The sequence below is a fragment of the Mesorhizobium erdmanii genome (assembly GCF_013170725.1).
In the GTDB taxonomy this organism is placed as follows: Bacteria; Pseudomonadota; Alphaproteobacteria; order Rhizobiales; family Rhizobiaceae; genus Mesorhizobium; species Mesorhizobium erdmanii.
In genome coordinates this window covers 3,507,323-3,523,339 of record NZ_CP033361.1, presented here as the reverse complement: position 1 = coordinate 3,523,339, position 16,017 = coordinate 3,507,323, and the positions used below count along the sequence as shown (strand labels likewise).

General features: G+C 62.2%; 18 protein-coding genes. 13 read left to right on the top strand and 5 right to left on the bottom strand.

The window, feature by feature from the left end:
* Nucleotides 1-43 precede the first annotated feature (43 nt).
* Nucleotides 44-730 carry a 4Fe-4S dicluster domain-containing protein gene (locus EB233_RS17055; protein ID WP_064988352.1) on the bottom strand — a complete coding sequence of 229 codons (687 nt, stop codon included), beginning with the start codon at nt 728-730 and terminating at the stop codon, nt 44-46.
* An 89-nt stretch (nt 731-819) separates the two neighbouring features.
* Nucleotides 820-2,394 (bottom strand): trimethylamine methyltransferase family protein, encoded by a 1,575-nt coding sequence (locus tag EB233_RS17050; protein ID WP_064988351.1) that lies wholly within the window; start codon nt 2,392-2,394, stop codon nt 820-822.
* A 289-nt stretch (nt 2,395-2,683) separates the two neighbouring features.
* On the opposite strand from EB233_RS17050, the gene EB233_RS17045 reads away from it, so the two are divergent.
* Nucleotides 2,684-3,382 (top strand): corrinoid protein, encoded by a 699-nt coding sequence (locus EB233_RS17045; RefSeq protein WP_027051345.1) that lies wholly within the window; start codon nt 2,684-2,686, stop codon nt 3,380-3,382.
* Between the two features lie 110 nt (nt 3,383-3,492).
* Nucleotides 3,493-4,122, top strand: a complete 630-nt coding sequence (locus EB233_RS17040; RefSeq protein WP_064988350.1) for a DUF1638 domain-containing protein — start codon at nt 3,493-3,495, stop codon at nt 4,120-4,122.
* 6 nt (nt 4,123-4,128) lie between these two features.
* Here EB233_RS17040 and EB233_RS17035 read toward each other — a convergent pair whose 3' ends face one another.
* Entirely contained in the window at nt 4,129-5,052 is a 924-nt protein-coding gene (locus tag EB233_RS17035; RefSeq protein ID WP_064988349.1) for an NAD-dependent epimerase/dehydratase family protein, read from the bottom strand.
* A 154-nt stretch (nt 5,053-5,206) separates the two neighbouring features.
* Here EB233_RS17035 and EB233_RS17030 point away from each other — a divergent pair, with 154 nt between their 5' ends.
* The 6 genes from EB233_RS17030 to EB233_RS17005 all read left to right on the top strand — a co-directional run bounded on the left by EB233_RS17030 (nt 5,207) and on the right by EB233_RS17005 (nt 9,892).
* Nucleotides 5,207-5,782: a DUF4893 domain-containing protein gene (locus EB233_RS17030; protein ID WP_064988348.1), complete on the top strand. Its 576-nt coding sequence runs from the start codon at nt 5,207-5,209 to the stop codon at nt 5,780-5,782.
* 103 nt (nt 5,783-5,885) lie between these two features.
* On the top strand, nt 5,886-6,668 hold the full coding sequence (locus EB233_RS17025) for a formyl transferase (RefSeq protein ID WP_064988347.1): 783 nt from the start codon (nt 5,886-5,888) through the stop codon (nt 6,666-6,668).
* 188 nt (nt 6,669-6,856) lie between these two features.
* Nucleotides 6,857-7,159, top strand: a complete 303-nt coding sequence (locus EB233_RS17020) for a virulence factor (RefSeq protein WP_064988346.1) — start codon at nt 6,857-6,859, stop codon at nt 7,157-7,159.
* Entirely contained in the window at nt 7,152-7,748 is a 597-nt protein-coding gene (locus EB233_RS17015) for a methylenetetrahydrofolate reductase C-terminal domain-containing protein (RefSeq protein ID WP_064988345.1), read from the top strand. The genes EB233_RS17020 and EB233_RS17015 overlap by 8 nt, the downstream gene beginning before the upstream one ends.
* A complete protein-coding gene (locus tag EB233_RS17010) occupies nt 7,745-8,836 on the top strand; it encodes a methylenetetrahydrofolate reductase (protein ID WP_064988344.1) in 1,092 nt (363 codons plus the stop codon). Before EB233_RS17015 ends, EB233_RS17010 begins: the two co-directional genes overlap by 4 nt.
* 81 nt (nt 8,837-8,917) lie before the next feature.
* A complete protein-coding gene (locus tag EB233_RS17005) occupies nt 8,918-9,892 on the top strand; it encodes a methyltetrahydrofolate cobalamin methyltransferase (protein ID WP_027051337.1) in 975 nt (324 codons plus the stop codon).
* A gap of 79 nt (nt 9,893-9,971) precedes the next feature.
* On the opposite strand, the gene EB233_RS17000 is transcribed toward EB233_RS17005, so the two are convergent.
* Complete coding sequence (locus tag EB233_RS17000; RefSeq protein WP_064988343.1) at nt 9,972-10,232, bottom strand: hypothetical protein; 261 nt, start codon at nt 10,230-10,232, stop codon at nt 9,972-9,974.
* Nucleotides 10,233-10,303: 71 nt separating this feature from the next.
* Between EB233_RS17000 and EB233_RS16995 the strand changes: the two genes are divergently transcribed.
* The 3 genes from EB233_RS16995 to EB233_RS16985 all read left to right on the top strand — a co-directional run bounded on the left by EB233_RS16995 (nt 10,304) and on the right by EB233_RS16985 (nt 13,935).
* Complete coding sequence (locus tag EB233_RS16995; protein WP_064988342.1) at nt 10,304-12,373, top strand: ASKHA domain-containing protein; 2,070 nt, start codon at nt 10,304-10,306, stop codon at nt 12,371-12,373.
* Nucleotides 12,374-12,561: 188 nt separating this feature from the next.
* Entirely contained in the window at nt 12,562-12,747 is a 186-nt protein-coding gene (locus EB233_RS16990) for a hypothetical protein (protein ID WP_027051334.1), read from the top strand.
* Nucleotides 12,748-12,981: 234 nt separating this feature from the next.
* Nucleotides 12,982-13,935, top strand: a complete 954-nt coding sequence (locus EB233_RS16985; protein WP_064988341.1) for an alpha/beta hydrolase — start codon at nt 12,982-12,984, stop codon at nt 13,933-13,935.
* Nucleotides 13,936-13,962: 27 nt separating this feature from the next.
* On the opposite strand, the gene EB233_RS16980 is transcribed toward EB233_RS16985, so the two are convergent.
* Complete coding sequence (locus EB233_RS16980) at nt 13,963-14,862, bottom strand: LysR substrate-binding domain-containing protein (RefSeq protein ID WP_027051331.1); 900 nt, start codon at nt 14,860-14,862, stop codon at nt 13,963-13,965.
* A gap of 233 nt (nt 14,863-15,095) precedes the next feature.
* On the opposite strand from EB233_RS16980, the gene EB233_RS16975 reads away from it, so the two are divergent.
* Both EB233_RS16975 and EB233_RS32165 read left to right on the top strand, forming a co-directional pair.
* Nucleotides 15,096-15,281 carry a hypothetical protein gene (locus EB233_RS16975; RefSeq protein ID WP_027043895.1) on the top strand — a complete coding sequence of 62 codons (186 nt, stop codon included), beginning with the start codon at nt 15,096-15,098 and terminating at the stop codon, nt 15,279-15,281.
* A 360-nt stretch (nt 15,282-15,641) separates the two neighbouring features.
* Complete coding sequence (locus EB233_RS32165) at nt 15,642-15,776, top strand: hypothetical protein (protein WP_013894968.1); 135 nt, start codon at nt 15,642-15,644, stop codon at nt 15,774-15,776.
* Nucleotides 15,777-16,017: the final 241 nt, after the last annotated feature.

The following is a 16,017-nucleotide window of genomic DNA, read 5'->3' as shown; positions in this document are numbered from 1 at the left end:
AAGGTGTTCATCGGAACGGACACACGCCGCACAATGCCGTCGATCAGCTGGCAGCGCGTGCGAAGCTAGCCATGTGAAAAGCCTGGATTTCAGGCGGATAGCGGTATTCCGTGCCATAGGGACAGGCATTGCGGTCGAGGCAGCCGCCGCTCCGGCACGGTTCGCCATTGGCTCCCCGTACATGCGCCAGGCAGGCCTGGTAGGCGAAACCTGCCCTCGAATAGGCATCGACCGGACAGGATTTCAGGCAAGGTTTGTCGACGCAGCTGTCGCAGAGATGGATCGTCTCGGCCTGCTCCGGAACCGCGATCTCGTCCTCGAACAGCAGCGCGCCGCGATAGGCGTGCCAAAGCCCATATCGCGGATGCATGAGAATGCCGAGCGGCGACGGTTTTAGCCCCTCTGCCCGAACAGCCCATTGCTGGAATGGCAAATAGGGCTTGTCCGAGGGTGACACCGCCCGCGCGCCGAATGCTTCGGCCACATTGCCGATGACCTGTCGAGACCACGTATCCAGCGGATTGGCGATTGTCTGTGGTTGCTGCGCTCGCCAACGCATGAAATGCGGCCAAGGTGCAGCACCCGCCTGCCCCACCAGCAGCACCGACCTTGCCGCGGCGCCATCGGGAGCATTCTCAACATCAGGGAAAACAAAACCGCCGCGCAAGATAAGGCCATCGGCGGCAAGCGCGGCCGTGATCTCCTCGATCATGCCGCGCGCAAGAATCATCCCTTCTTGTCCGGATCGGAGAAGGCGCTCCGCCAGACTTCCTTGTGGATGATGTTGGCGACTTTAGCCCCGCCTGACTCGGGCTCCTTTCAGGTGAAGGCGTCGGGCATCGACCCCTTCTTCCTGGCGATGAAGTCCTTCAGGGCCTCGTCGATCGACGGATCGAGATGCGGCGCCTCATAGCTCTCCAGCCAGCGGCGGGCGAGATCGTTGGCGCGCTGCGGCGCGGTCTTCTCGCCTTCGGCCAGCCACTGTTCGTAGGAATTGTTGTCGGCGATGTTGGAGCGGTAGAAGGCGGTCTGGAAATTGGCCTGGGTGTGGTCGCAGCCGAGATAGTGGCTGCCAGGGCCGACTTGGCGGATCGCGTCCATCGCCTGGCCGTTTTCCGACAGGTCGACGCCTTCGGAGAATTTCTGCTGCATGCCGAGCTGGTCGATATCCATCATGAATTTTTCATAGCAGGAGGCCAACCCGCCCTCGAGCCAGCCGGCCGAGTGGAGGACAAAGTTGGTGCCGGCAAGAATGGTCGAGTTCAGCGTATTGGCGCTTTCATAGGCCGCCTGCGCATCCGGAACCTTGGACGCGCACAGCGATCCCCCTGTGCGGAACGGCAGGCCGAGGCGACGTGCGAGCTGCGCCGCGCCATAGGAAACCAGCGATGGTTCCGGCGTGCCGAAGGTCGGCGCGCCCGACTGCATCGAGATCGACGAGGCAAAAGTGCCGAACAGCACGGGCGCCCCGGGACGGATCAGCTGCGTGAACGATGCGCCGGCCAGCACCTCGGCCAGGACCTGCGTCAGCGTGCCGGCGACCGTTACCGGGCTCATCGCGCCGGCGAGGATGAACGGTGTGACGATGCAGGCCTGATTGTGGCGCGAATAGACCTTCAGCGCACCAAGCATCGTCTCGTCGAACACCATCGGCGAGTTGGCGTTGATCAGGCTGGTCAGCACCGTGTTGTTTTCGACGAAATCGTCGCCGAAGACGAGCTTGGCCATGGCGACGGTGTCTTCGGCGCGTTCAGGCGCGGTCACCGAGCCCATGAACGGCTTGTCCGAATATTTTATGTGCGAATAGATCATGTCGAGATGGCGCTTGTTGACCGGCACGTCGACAGGCTCGCACACCGTGCCGCCGGAATGGTGGATCGAAGGCGCCATATAGGCGAGCTTCACGAAATTCCGGAAATCCTCGATCGTCGCATAGCGCCTGACGCCGTCGAGATCGCGCACGAAGGGCGGGCCATAGACCGGCGCGAAAACCGTGGCGTTGCCGCCGATCTGCACCGAGCGCTCGGAATTGCGGGCATGCTGGGTATAGACGGACGGCGCCGTCTTCAGCAGCGAACGGCAAAGACCCTTCGGGAAATGCACGCGCTCGCCCTTGACATCGGCGCCAGCCTCTTTCCACAGCTGCAGCGCTTCGGCGTCATCGCGGAAGATGATGCCGATCTCTTCGAGCACCGTGTCGGTGTTCTTCTCGATCAGCGCCAGGCCTTCCTCATCGAGCACCTCATAGACGTTGATCTTGCGCTTGATGTAGGTCAGCTGGGTGCCCGGTCCGCCGCCGGAGCGCGCCGCGCGCCTGGCCGCCGCTCCGCCGCTGGCACCGCGCCCACGCCGCGCGTTTGACGCTTCCTGGTCGACTGCCGCGTGTTCGCTCATGATCGCTCTTCCCTGAATATGGCCGGCCTGAATCCGGCCGGTCCGTAACCGTTGCGGCCGCATGGCGCGGCTTTCGCCCGGATCGTAGCCATGCACCCTATTCGAAACGGCCCGTCCGCGCCAACGCCTGTCGCAAAATCGACAAGAAAACCAATAGATTTTCCAGTCGCTTTCCTTTTGCGGGAAGTCGCAAATCAGCTATGGATAGCCGCCCGTTGCGGGTTAGGTATGAACGCCAATATTTTGTGCCTTGCGACACAGTCGCGATGCCGTGAGGAGCTGGATTAAAATGTCCGACGACGAGATCATCCTTTCTGAACTTTCCGACGACGAGTTGGTGCAGCAGATGCACGACGACCTTTATGACGGGTTGAAGGAAGAGATCGAGGAAGGCACCAACATCCTGCTCGAGCGCGGCTGGGTCCCCTACAAGGTGCTAACCGAAGCGCTGGTCGAAGGCATGCGCATCGTCGGCGAGGACTTTCGCGACGGCATTCTTTTCGTTCCCGAAGTGCTGCTCTCGGCCAACGCCATGAAAGCCGGCATGCACATCCTGCGGCCGCTGCTCGCCGCCACCGGCGCGCCCAAGCAGGGCAAGATGGTGATCGGCACCGTCAAGGGCGACATCCACGACATCGGCAAGAACCTGGTCGGCATGATGATGGAGGGTGCTGGCTTCGACGTCATCGACCTCGGCATCAACAACGCGGTCGAGAAATATCTCGATGCCATCGAGCAGCATCAGCCCGACATCATCGGCATGTCGGCGCTGCTCACCACGACCATGCCGTACATGAAGGTCGTCATCGACACTATGAAGGAAAAGGGCATACGCGACGATTACGTCGTCCTCGTCGGCGGCGCGCCGCTCAACGAGGAGTTCGGCAAGGCCGTCGGCGCCGATGCCTATTGCCGCGACGCCGCGGTGGCGGTCGAGACCGCCAAGGACTTCATGAAGCGCAAGCATAACGTGCGCGCGTCGGCCTGATCCGAGGCATCAGGATGGACAGACAGAAAGAGCCGCGCCTTGCAGCGCGGCTTTTTTGTTACCAGATGAGGATATGATTGCCGGCAACGAAAGCCGTTTCAGCTCAGATCATGGCCAAGGTTCAAAAAACACAAGCGAATGAAGCGGACAGGCTGCTGGTCATCGCCTGCGGGATGATTGCGCGCGAGGTATTGGCCGTCAAGGAACGGCTCGGGCTGGATCACCTTGACCTGACCTGTTTGCCGGCGGAGTTTCATTTCTATCCCGACCGCATCGCGCCCGCCATGGACAAGGCGATCGGGAAGGCCAAGGCGGAAGGCTATGAGCACATCTTCGTCGGCTATGCCGATTGCGGCACTGGTGGCCTGCTTGACCGCGTCATCGAGAAACATGGCGTCGAGCGCATGGCCGGCCCGCACTGCTTCGCCTTCTATCAAGGCATGGACGCCTATGCGAAGGTCGCCGACGACGACATGATGTCCTTCTACATGACGGATTTTCTCTGCCGCCAGTTCGATGCCTTCTTCATGAAGCCGCTCGGTCTCGACAAGCACCCGGAACTGATCAAGGACTATTTCGGCAACTATGAGAAGCTGATCTACCTCGCGCAGACCGATGATCCCGAGCTCGACAAGGTCGCGGAAAAGGCCGCAGCCCTGCTTGGCCTCGCCTATGAGCGGCGTTCGACCGGCTATGGCGACCTGACGCCCGAGCTGGCGCGGGTCGCCGCCAACGCGTGAAAACGGCTAGGAAGCTCCTTCTTCCGCCCGTAACTGCGCCAGCACATCGATAAAACTCGTCTTGCAGACGAAGCCCAGCCTGTCCCTTGCCCGCGACGCGTCATAGACCCGGTCGATGGAGGAAAACATCGTCCAGCCTTTCTTCGCATAGAGGGCGGGAAAGTCCGGGAAATAGCGCCCGACAACCGACGGCGCATCCCCGATCAGCGCATCGCAGTCGCCGGGCTGGAACGGTGTCGGCGCACAGACGATGAAAACATCGAAGCCGAGCTGCGGCGCCTTCTCCAACGCAAGGACATGAGCCTCGGCCGCATCCTCCACGGTCAACCGCCGGAACAGCAATTCGTTGGCCTTGGTGTTGGCGTCCGATTGTTCGATCGCATGCGCCATGTCGTCGGCTTCGGGAAAGAAGCGCGCCGTGCGCAGGACGACCACCGGCAGGCCGTGCCGAAGATGATAGAGGCGGCACAGATGTTCGGCCGAAAGCTTGGTGACGCCATAGATGTTGCGCGGCTCGGGCGACATCGCCTCCGTCAGCCAGGCGGCCTTGCGGGCGCCGCCCTTGAAGCCGTCGCGTATCGCCTGCGATATCATCAGTGAAGTCGTCGAGGTGAAGACGAAGCGCTGCACGCCGCTCGCCACCGCCGCGTCGAGCAGGTTCAGTGTGCCCTGCACATTTGTGGCGACGAAATCGCTGTTGGTGCGGCTCTCTATATTGGGCTTGTGCAGCGCGCCGCTGTGAATGATGGCTTCGATACGATTATCGCCCACCGCCCGCATGATCAGATCCCGATCGGCGATCGAGCCGATCACCTGTGTTTCAACAGATGGAGCCGGGTCCAGCCCGATCACCTCATGGCCGAGCGCGCGCAGGCGCGGCGCCAGTGCGCTGCCCAGCCAACCCGATGATCCCGTGAGCAAGATTCGCATGCGTCACACCATGATTTTTGACGGTGACGCTGTTAAGCACGGATGACAGGCGCGGGCGACCCAGTAAACTCAGGCATCGGTCGGCAGTTGCGCCGCTGCAGACATTAACTGCCATTTTTTCGACAGCCATTTTTAGAGACTCAGGGAGTTCCAGATGATCCTTCGTCCCCTTTTCGCCGCCATCGGCCTGCTCTGTTGCACCTTGCCCGCCCTTGCCGACGGCCAGGTGCAGAAGCTGATCACGCCTGCCGACAAGACCCGCCTCGATAAATATGCAGAGACGCGCAAGGCAGCACTCGCCGAGGCGAAGGCGGGTAACGCGGCCGATGTCAAACAGCTCGATGCCTTGCTGGCCAAGCCGCTGGTGTCGTTCTCCGACAAGGACCTGACCGGCACCTGGAAGTGCCGCACGATCAAGGCCGGCGGTTTGAGCCCGCTCGTCATCTATGGCTGGTTCAAGTGCAAGGTGACCGACGATGGCTCCGGCTGGCGGCTGGCGAAAATCACCGGCTCGCAGCGAACCCAGGGCCGCTTCTTCGACGATGGCGAGAAGCGTGCGATCTATCTCGGCTCCGGCTCCGTCAACGACGACCGGGCAAAACCCTATGGCAGCGGTGCACAGACCGATCAGGTCGGCTATGCCTTCCGCACCGGCGCCGGCGAATGGCGCATCGAGCTTCCCGCCCCGTATTACGAATCGAAGCTCGATATCATCGAGTTCAAGCGTTGACGGAGTCCCTTGCCCCAATCGAAGGTTCCCGGCACACCAAGGATTAACCCGCCTGCCCTAAGGTCCGCCGTCTAAGCCGGTCCCTTGGAGCATGGCAAGATCAATGGCAGCGTCGGAATCCAATCCGAAACCGATCGTGGTCGTCACCGGCGGCGGCCAACATGTATGGGCCATGATCAACGCCATCGCCGATCGCGTCGGCCCTGTCAGCGTCGTCCTCGAAACCCCTGAATCCAAGAAGCAATTGCTGCTTGGCCGGGCCCGTCGCCAGGGCTGGGTCTCGGCTATCGGCCAGCTTGGCACGATGGTGCTGAGCCGGTTGGGCAAACGGTTCCTGATCGCTCACGCGGCGCGTTTGATCGCCGAGGAGAAGCTCGAGGTCGAGCCGCGGCCCGGCCAGGAAATCATCCAGGTGGCCTCGGCCAACGGGCCGGAGTGCTTGCAGGCGATCCAGAAGATCCAGCCTGGTGTCGTGCTGCTCAACGGGTGCCGGCTGATCTCGAAGGAGATGCTGAGCAAGATGCCTTGCCCGGTGCTCAACTATCATGCCGGCATCACACCGAAATATCGCGGCATGAATGGCGGCTATTGGGCGCTGACGTCAGGCGACCCGCAGAATTTCGGCACGACCGTCCATCTGGTCGACGCCGGCGTCGACACTGGCGGCGTCCTGAAACAGGCGCGCGGCAAGTCGAAAAAAGGCGATACGATTTCCAGCCACGCGCTGCGCCAGACGGCGTTCTCGCGCGACATCTGCGTCGAGGCCATCCGCGATGCGCTTGCCGGGAACCTCACGACGATCGATCCCGGCCTGCCTTCCAAACAGTGGTACCACCCGACCATCTGGTTCTATGTCTGGACAGGAATCCGAACCGGCATCTGGTAGCGCGTCCTCCGTCCGCGGCAGTATTTCCAGGTTGGCGGGCTCTTCGCCGGCACATGTCGAAATCGAATAAACACGCCTTTCATTTTACGACATTGAAATGCGTCGCTTTTGAATGCGCGCGCGTCGTCCCATAACAAGCGGGTCCATTGCGCTTGCGGCAATGCTCTGACATCGAGGAGCGAGAATTCATGGCCGATCTTATCGTCGTCTACTGGCGCGACATCCCTGCCCAGGTCATCGTCAAGAGGGGCCGGCAGAATGCCAAGCGCGAGCTGCCGCTGCGCTTCACCGAGGCCATCGATATGTGCGCCATGCGCACCGGCGCCGGCGGCACCGACGACTACCTGGCCGAATGGCGCAAGGCGGACCCGGTTCCTGTCGGCGACGATCTCGAAGCCGAAGTCGAAAAGGCTTTCCAGGACCTCGACACGAAATATGACCGTGAGCGGCTCGTCGCTCTGGTCAAGGCGGGCGGCAAAGAAAATGTCTGAGCAACAGCCGGCGGTTACCCAGGCCACCCTGGTCAAGAAGGCAGCGCCGAAATCCGACTACAAACCAGCCGACGTGTCGCCGCAGCGGCGCGTGCAACGCTCCTTTGCGGTCAGGTTGTGGTCGATCCGGCATTCGCGCCTGCTCGAATGGTTCTACAGCAGGTTCGCCGATGCCTTCCTGCTTTTGCATCCGCTCTGGAAAGGCCTCGGCTACGGACGCGTCGAGGCCCCAATCAAGTTCGTCGAAAAACGCGTCAAGGGTTTCATGTTCGACTGCCGCATGTGCGGCCAGTGCATCCTGTCGTCGACCGGCATGTCATGCCCGATGAATTGCCCCAAGCAGTTGCGCAACGGCCCCTGTGGCGGCGTGCGCGCCAACGGCAATTGCGAAGTCGAGCCGAATATGCCCTGCGTCTGGGTCAAGGCCTGGGAAGGTTCGCAGAACATGGTCAACTCCGACAAGATCCTGACGGTACAGAAGCCGGTCGATCAATCGTTGCGTGAGACGTCCGCCTGGCTGCGGGTGACCGCGCAGGCGGCGGCAGCCCGTGAAGCCGCGGCCGCGCCAAAGACCGGAGCCGCCGCATGACCCCCCGTCAGCGCGACGAGAACCCGGCCGGCATTCATCTGCCGCTCGACCCCCTGCCCGGCCACTCCTCGCGCGGCCGGCTGGAACGCGTGTTGCGTCGCGGCGAGTTCGCAGTGACCACGGAGCTCAATCCGCCCGACAGCGCCGACCCGGAAGACGTCTACAACAGGGCCAAGATCTTCGATGGCTGGGTCGACGCCATCAACGCCGTCGATGCATCCGGCGCCAATTGCCACATGTCCTCGGTCGGCATATGCGCGCTGCTGACCCGCATGGGTTATGCCCCGATCATGCAGATCGCCTGCCGTGACAAGAACCGCATCGCCATCCAGGGCGACGTGCTGGGCGGCGCGGCGATGGGGGTCGCCAACATGCTGTGCCTGACCGGCGACGGCGTGCAGGCCGGCGATCAGCCCGGTGCCAAGCCGGTGTTCGACCTCGATTCCATGTCGCTGCTCGAAACCGTCCGCATCATGCGCGACAACGGCAAGTTCCTGTCCGGCCGCAAGCTGACCACGCCGCCGCAGGTCTTCCTGGGCGCCGCCGTCAATCCGTTCGCGCCGCCCTTCGACTTCCGCCCGATCCATCTTGGCAAGAAGATCGCCGCCGGCGCGCAGTTCGTGCAGACGCAGTATTGTTTCGACGTGCCGATGTTCAAGACCTTCATGCAGAAGGCGCGGGACCTGGGGCATACGGAGAAGGTCTTCGTCCTGTGCGGCGTCGGCCCGCTCGCCTCGGCAAAGACGGCCAAGTGGATCCGTTCCAACGTGCCGGGCATCCACATCCCGGATGCCGTCATCAAGCGGCTGGAGGGCGCGCAGGACCAGAAGAAGGAAGGCAAGCAGCTCTGCACCGACATCATCAACGAGGTGAAGGAAATCCCCGGCGTCTCGGGCATCCATGTGATGGCCTACCGCCAGGAAGAATATGTCGCCGAGATCGTCGATGAATCGGGCGTGCTCAAGGGCCGCCAGCCCTGGAAGCGCGAAATCCGTCGCGACGACCAGATGGTTGCCGACCGGCTCGATCACATCCTGCACGACGAGATTACCGAAACCCAGGTGGACATGGTGAAGACCGCGCATTGATCCGCGCGGAGAGCGACCATTCGCTTGATCGACAAGAGATAACGATATAAAGAACTCTTTATATCACGACGGAGAGATTTCATGACCCGGACCATCGTCGCCTCGGCGACACGAGAAATCATCATCGGCTTCGACCAGCCCTTCTGCGTGATTGGCGAGCGCATCAACCCGACCGGCCGCAAGAAGCTTGCCGCCGAAATGGTGGTTGGCAATTTCGAGACCGTCATCAAGGACGCGCTGGAACAGGCCGCCTGCGGTGCCACCATGCTCGACGTCAATGCCGGTGTCACCTCGGTCAACCCCAACGAAACCGAGCCTGGCCTTTTGGTCCAGACGCTGGAGATCGTTCAGGGTCTCGTAGACCTGCCGCTGTCGATCGACTCATCCGTCACCGCCGCCATCGAGGCGGCGCTCAAGGTCGCCAAGGGCCGCCCGCTGGTCAACTCCGTCACCGGTGAGGAAGAAAAGCTCGAGGCCATCCTGCCCCTGGTCAAGAAATACAACGTGCCGGTCGTCGCCATCTCCAACGACGAGACCGGCATTTCGATGGATCCGGACGTACGCTTCGCCGTCGCCAAGAAGATCGTCGAGCGCTGCGCCGATTTCGGCATTCCCGCGCATGACGTCGTCGTCGACCCGCTGGTCATGCCGATCGGCGCGCTGGGCGATGCCGGCCGCCAGGTGTTCGCGCTGCTGCGCCGCCTGCGCGAGGAACTCAAGGTCAACACCACCTGCGGCCTGTCAAACATCTCGTTCGGCCTGCCGCACCGCCACGGCATCAACGCCGCCTTCATCCCGATGGTGATCGGCGCCGGCATGACCTCGGCGATCATGAACCCGGTGCGGCCGCAGGAAATGGAAGCCGTGCGCGGCGCCAACGTGCTGAACGGCACCGACGAGAACTGCACCAACTGGATCCGCACCTACAAGGACTACAAGCCGGCCGAGGGCGGCCATGCGGTTGCAGCCGCGACGCAGGTCAACGCGCCTGGCGATGGCGCTGCCGCTGGCGGGCGCCGCCGTGGCGGCCGTGAAGCCCGCATGGGCCGGGGATAAGCGCGCAATCGTGACCAAAACCGCAAACCAGGCTGGACCGATCGCATCATCGATGCGGTCGGACGGCTCTGCCTTGCGTTCAGGCCATGCCCAATACGACGTCGAACAGCGCCATTCCTGCCCACGATCCGAATATGCCGGTCACGCCGCCTATGATGAAATCATCGTCATAGGCAGGCCAGAACCCGTGCAGCACCAGTACCGCGACGATCGCGCCGAGAATTCCGGTCGCCAGATATTGCGGATTGCGCAGCCATGGCCCCTTGAGCAACCGCACCATGGTAAAAGCGGTGAATATGCCGGACAGCAGGAGATCGGACATGATTGGCCTCTGGACCATCAGACACTCCGCCCAAGACTGAAACGATCCGTTAAACGGTATCGACAATTCGTATCGAGACACGTGAACGCATGAACTCGCCTGCCAATATCACCGATCCACTCGTGCTGTTCATGCCGTCGGGCAAGCGCGGGCGGTTTCCTGTCGGCACGCCGGTGCTCGATGCCGCGCGCCAGCTCGGCGTCTATGTCGAGAGCGTCTGCGGCGGCCGCGCCACGTGCGGGCGCTGCCAGATCGAAGTGCAGGAAGGCAATTTCGCCAAGCACAAGATCGTCTCCTCCAACGACCACATATCGCCCAAGGGCCCCAAGGAAGAGCGCTACGAGCGCGTGCGCGGCCTGCCTGAACGGCGCCGCCTCTCCTGCTCGGCGCAAATCCTCGGCGACCTCGTCATCGACGTGCCGCAGGATACCGTCATCAATGCGCAGACCATCCGCAAGGATGCCGACACCAGGGTGATCGCCCGCGATACGGCTATCCGCATGTGCTACGTCGAAATCGAAGAACCCGACATGCACAAGCCGCTGGGCGACCTCGATCGGCTCAAGATCGCGCTGATGAAGGATTGGGGCTTCAAAAACCTCGAATTCGATTTCTACCTGCTGCCGCAGGTGCAGGGCATATTGCGCAAGGGCAACTGGGCTGCCACCGCCGCCATCCACAAGGATGCCGACAGCGACATCGCGCGGGTCATCGCGCTGTGGCCTGGCCTCAAGAACGAGGCCTATGGGCTGGCCTGCGATATCGGCTCGACCACCATCGCCATGCATCTGGTGTCGCTGCTGTCGGGCCGCGTCGCTGCCTCCTCCGGCACCTCGAACCCGCAGATCCGCTTCGGCGAGGATCTGATGAGCCGCGTCTCCTATGTGATGATGAACCCGGATGGCCGCGAGGGCATGACGGTCGCCGTGCGCGAGGCGATCTCCAGCCTTGTCGACAAGGTGTGCGCGGAAGGCAATGTCCAGCGCAACGACATCCTGGATTCCGTCTTCGTCGGCAATCCGATCATGCACCATCTGTTCCTCGGCATCGACCCGACCGAACTCGGCGGTGCCCCCTTCGCGCTCGCCGTCTCGGGCGCGGTGCGCATCAAGGCCTCCGACATCGGGCTCAAGCTCAACCAGGGAGCTCGCCTCTATATGCTGCCCTGCATCGCCGGCCATGTCGGCGCCGACGCGGCGGCGGTCACGCTGTCGGAAGGCCCGCATCGCCAGGACGAGATGATGCTGATCGTCGACGTCGGCACCAACGCCGAGATCGTGCTTGGCAATCGTGCGCGGGTTGTTGCCGCCTCCTCGCCAACCGGCCCGGCCTTTGAAGGCGCCGAAATCTCCGGCGGCCAGCGCGCGGCGCCGGGCGCCATCGAGCGCGTGCGCATCGATCCTGACACGCTGGAGCCGAAATACCGCGTCATCGGCTCGGAACTCTGGTCCGACGAGCCCGGTTTCCTCGACAGCGTGCAGGCGACCGGCGTCACCGGCATCTGCGGCTCCGGCATCATCGAGATCGTGGCCGAGATGTATCTTGCCGGCATCATTTCCGAAGATGGCGTCGTCGACGGATCGCTCGCCGCGCGTTCGCCGCGTGTCGTCGCCAACGGCCGCACCTTCTCCTATGTGCTGAAGGAAGGTGAGCCCAAGATCACCATTACCCAGACCGACGTGCGCGCCATCCAGCTGGCCAAGGCAGCGCTTTATGCCGGCACCAAGCTTTTGATGGAAAAGCAGAACACCGAGCATGTCGACCGCATCCATTTTGCTGGCGCTTTCGGCTCGTTCATCGATCCGAAATACGCCATGGTGCTGGGCCTGATCCCCGACTGCGACCTCGACAAGGTTTCGGCCGTCGGCAACGCCGCCGGCGCCGGCGCGCGCATGGCACTCTTGAACCGCGGCTATCGCCGCGAGATCGAGGAGACGGTGAGCCAGATCGAGAAGATCGAGACCGCGCTGGAATCGAAATTCCAGGAGCATTTCGTCTACGCCATGGCGCTGCCCAACAAGGTGGATCCGTTCCCGAAACTGTCGGCGGCGGTGAAACTGCCGCCGCGCAAGACGGTCAGCGAAGACGGTGTCGCCGGCGACGCCGCCCCGCGCCGGCGCTCGCGCGAAGGCCACGCGGCAAGGCGCGGCCGCGAGTAAGCGCGACTTTCAGCGGCCGCTTCAAACCTCAAACTCATTTGCATGCAAATGTTTCCGGATCGCCCGATCCGGAAACCGAAACGGCGTTTTCGTGAAATCCGGCCGATACATGCGTGATGCATTTACCCCGGCATAGAACGGCGCTCCAGGGATAATCCCGGCTCGCCGTTGTTCAAGGGAGATGAAAAATGCCGATGTTCGAAAATCTTGGCCGCTTCGGTGCGACCATCAGGAAGACCCATGCCAGGAACAAGGCGATCCGCGCGCTGAACAGCCTTCCGGCGCATGTCCAGAAGGACATCGGCTGGCCGGCCTCGCCGTCCAGTGATCCGCAGGCCGCGCTCATGTCGCTGCTTCTGGGCACGGGGCGCTGATGACCTTCGCCGACAAATGCAAATTGCTCGGCAGACGCCGGGGATCTCGGACATCCCCGGCGGCAACCGGCAACCGGCTGTGCGCCGCACTTTTGCCGCGCCGCTGAACGCGGTGGCGTTGGAACAAACGGCCTTGTGGCACTGCGTAAATCTTGACATTTTCGGCCGAGGTACGATCTTCGCAAGAGAGGGGGAATTCTCTTAGTCGGCTGCCGCCGGAATTCGTGTATCCGTATGCCAAGTTTGAAAAGCCACGTCGTGTCCTTCGTGCTCAGGTACAGCCGCAAAAAGGCCTTTTCCAGCCCGGAAAACCTGCAGCGCTGGATCGCGGCCGCGCGCAAGACCGAGGATCACCATCCGCCGGCCTCGCTGCAGCAGCGTTTCGACATCGAGACGCGCGCCGTCGACGGCTTCCCCGTCTACGAAATTGCCCCAAGAGCCGGCGAGCAGAAGCGGATCCTCTACCTGCATGGCGGCGCCTATGTGTTTGAGATTACGCCCTATCACTGGCATCTGATCGCCGACATGGCCGACCGGCTGGGCTACGGCATCACCGTGCCGATCTATCCCATCGCGCCCGAGCACGATTTCCATGCCATGTTCGGCATGGTCGGCGATGTCTATCGCCAGATGCTCGACGAGACGGAGGCGCAAGACATCATCTTCATGGGCGATTCCGCCGGCGGCAACATGGCCGTGGTGCTAACCATGATGGTAGCCGAAGAAGGCTTGTCCCTGCCGTCGCGCCATGTGCTGATCTCACCCGGCCTCGATATGTCGCTTTCCAACCCAAAGCTGTTCGAGGCAGAGCGGAACGACCCCTGGCTCGGGATTCCGGGCGGCCTCGAGGCGATCCGGATGTACAGTGCAGGCATCGACCGCAGCGACTGGCACATCAGCCCGGTCTATGGCGATCTCTCGGTACTGCCGAAAACGCTGATACTGACCGGCTCGCGCGATCTTCTGACCCCGGACAATCTGATCTTCGCCGAAAAGGCGCGTGCCGCCGGGGTCGAGGTCGATGTCATCCACGAGCAGGGCATGTTCCACGTCTGGCCGCTGATCGACATGCCGGAATCGCGGCGCGCGCGTCAGCACATCGCGGCGTTTCTCAATGAGAGCCCCTCGCCGGTCAGGCAAGACAGAAGCACAAGGTTCGAAGCGCCCTCCGCCGTGGCGGCGGAGTAGCGCTCCTGCTTTCTATCCGCCGGCGGATCAGAACTTGCCGGTTTCCCTGAAAACTTCGAAGGTCGCGCGGATATGGTCGGCCACCGCCTTGACCGGCGCGCTGGCGTCCGGCGCCACCACCATGGCCAGATTGTAGGTGCCGATATCGGGCATGCCATCCTTCGGGCAGAGCTCGACCATGTCGTTGCCGAGGAACGATCGTGGCAGTGGCGCGACCGCGAGGTCGGCCATGATGGCGGCACGCTGGCCTGCCGTATGCGCGCTCATATAGGCGACGCGGTAATTGCGGCCCTCGCGTCCCAGCGCATCGAGCGCGCCGGCCCGCCAGGCGCAACCTTCCTCCCACAGCGACACCGGCAGCGGCTCGCGCAGATGCGCGCAACCCCCCTTGGCGCCAGCCCAGACGATCGGCTCGGTCAAAAGCACTTCGGCGCCGAGCGCGCTGGTCTTGTAGGAATTGGTCAGAAGCGTGATGTCGAGCGCGCGGTCGTCCATGCGGCGGCGCAGATTGCTGCTCTGGTCGATGGTGACGTCGACGGCGATCGCGGGGTGCGACTGCGCGAAGCGCTTCAGCACATGCGGCAGCACGCGCTCGCCATAATCATCCGGTGAACCGAGCCGCACCACGCCGACAATCTCGGGAATGATGAACTTCGACACCACCTCGCGGTTGATCGACAGCAGGCGCCGGGCATAGCCGAGCAGCATCTCGCCATCCGTGGTCAGCGACACGGAACGGGCGTCGCGCGCGAACACCGAGCGGCCCAGGATGTCCTCCAGCTTCTTGATCTGCATGGAGACCGCGGACGGCGTGCGGAAGACGGCATTGGCGGCGGTGGTGAAGCTGCCGGTCTCGGCAATCGCCACGAAAGTGCGCAAAACGTCAAGATCGAGCAGCGGCAGCGGATGATTGAGCGGGGCGTTCATGGGGAACCAGCCTTCAATTTTTCTGATACAAAACATCATTCCATTTCGTTTGATTGAACACCGGATAAGGAGGATAGTCAACTCCATCGGTTGAGGTTGCTGCCACAAGCAGCCACGAGACGACCACGTCGCAGACCTGCAATCGACTTGAAATGGGGTTGAAACACGCCGCGTGTAGGGCCCCAAACATCAAAGGCCGGAATGTTTCTGGCCCGCCACCAAAGGAGAATGAAATGTCTATCCTGTCGTCCCTCGGTCGCATCGCGACTGAATTCAGCGCAGCCCGCGCCCGCTACCAGACCGAGCGCGCCATCCGCTCCCTGCCTATCGAACTGCAGAAGGATATCGGCTGGCCTGAAGCTTCCGACACCAAGACCGGCATTCGCAACGGCGCTGGATCCTGGGCTGGAGCGAAGTAAACCGTGTGTATCAAATGCTGACGGCCTGCCGCGCGCATCCAGCCCGGCAGGCCTTCTCTATTCCCCGTCAGCCCTCTGCACTTTATTTGCATTCAAATGAATTTTGGAGCCATGTCACCAACGCATGGCGCATATGAGCAAGCCGCATAGCGGCTCCATTTCAAATTAATGCCTTGTAAACAATCATAAATTCCGAGCAGCTTGCCCAAATTTGTCGCATTTGGTGTCGCATTTCATATCAAGCGCTTCGCTTTTGCGATTTAGTTTCTGCTCACTCAAGCCTATATGACCACCAGCAAACGAGCTGCCCCACTCCATCAAGCGAAGGCGACCCGTCTGAGCAACCGATTGGAGATGATCATGAAGCTTTTTGCCCGCCTCTTCGCCCGCCGCGAAATGAACCTGACGACCGCTCTCGAGCGTCAGCGCCTTGCCAACACCATGCCCGGCCAGACCGGTGCGATGGCCGCGGCGCGCCTTGGCTTCGTCGCCTGACCATTTTTCCAGGCAGCGCCTCCCTGCCGCTGCTTTAAAACTGTAACGCCGCCCGGCTCCAGCCAACGCGGCGTTTTTGTTTTGCCTTTGCGCATTAGCCCGTCGCGCGAACAGTTGCCGCCGATCCCCTGACCATCTTCCCGATGCATTGGCGCACAGCAATTGCCCATTTGCGACCATGTCGCAAATTTTGTCTCGCCAAGGCAGCGTAGCCGATTGACAGGCAAGGTTTTTCCTGATG

Bases quoted from the DNA above. Each gene is read 5' to 3' on its own strand.
- EB233_RS17055 (WP_064988352.1), bottom strand. From the start codon at position 730: ATGATTCTTGCGCGCGGCATGATCGAGGAGATCACGGCCGCGCTTGCC.
- EB233_RS16990 (WP_027051334.1), top strand. From the start codon at position 12,562: ATGCCGATGTTCGAAAATCTTGGCCGCTTCGGTGCGACCATCAGGAAG.
- EB233_RS17050 (WP_064988351.1), bottom strand. From the start codon at position 2,394: ATGAGCGAACACGCGGCAGTCGACCAGGAAGCGTCAAACGCGCGGCGT.
- EB233_RS17045 (WP_027051345.1), top strand. From the start codon at position 2,684: ATGTCCGACGACGAGATCATCCTTTCTGAACTTTCCGACGACGAGTTG.
- EB233_RS17005 (WP_027051337.1), top strand. From the start codon at position 8,918: ATGACCCGGACCATCGTCGCCTCGGCGACACGAGAAATCATCATCGGC.
- EB233_RS16980 (WP_027051331.1), bottom strand. From the start codon at position 14,862: ATGAACGCCCCGCTCAATCATCCGCTGCCGCTGCTCGATCTTGACGTT.
- EB233_RS16995 (WP_064988342.1), top strand. From the start codon at position 10,304: ATGAACTCGCCTGCCAATATCACCGATCCACTCGTGCTGTTCATGCCG.
- EB233_RS32165 (WP_013894968.1), top strand. From the start codon at position 15,642: ATGAAGCTTTTTGCCCGCCTCTTCGCCCGCCGCGAAATGAACCTGACG.
- EB233_RS17030 (WP_064988348.1), top strand. From the start codon at position 5,207: ATGATCCTTCGTCCCCTTTTCGCCGCCATCGGCCTGCTCTGTTGCACC.
- EB233_RS16975 (WP_027043895.1), top strand. From the start codon at position 15,096: ATGTCTATCCTGTCGTCCCTCGGTCGCATCGCGACTGAATTCAGCGCA.
- EB233_RS17000 (WP_064988343.1), bottom strand. From the start codon at position 10,232: ATGGTCCAGAGGCCAATCATGTCCGATCTCCTGCTGTCCGGCATATTC.
- EB233_RS17040 (WP_064988350.1), top strand. From the start codon at position 3,493: ATGGCCAAGGTTCAAAAAACACAAGCGAATGAAGCGGACAGGCTGCTG.
- EB233_RS17035 (WP_064988349.1), bottom strand. From the start codon at position 5,052: ATGCGAATCTTGCTCACGGGATCATCGGGTTGGCTGGGCAGCGCACTG.
- EB233_RS17010 (WP_064988344.1), top strand. From the start codon at position 7,745: ATGACCCCCCGTCAGCGCGACGAGAACCCGGCCGGCATTCATCTGCCG.
- EB233_RS17025 (WP_064988347.1), top strand. From the start codon at position 5,886: ATGGCAGCGTCGGAATCCAATCCGAAACCGATCGTGGTCGTCACCGGC.
- EB233_RS17020 (WP_064988346.1), top strand. From the start codon at position 6,857: ATGGCCGATCTTATCGTCGTCTACTGGCGCGACATCCCTGCCCAGGTC.
- EB233_RS17015 (WP_064988345.1), top strand. From the start codon at position 7,152: ATGTCTGAGCAACAGCCGGCGGTTACCCAGGCCACCCTGGTCAAGAAG.
- EB233_RS16985 (WP_064988341.1), top strand. From the start codon at position 12,982: ATGCCAAGTTTGAAAAGCCACGTCGTGTCCTTCGTGCTCAGGTACAGC.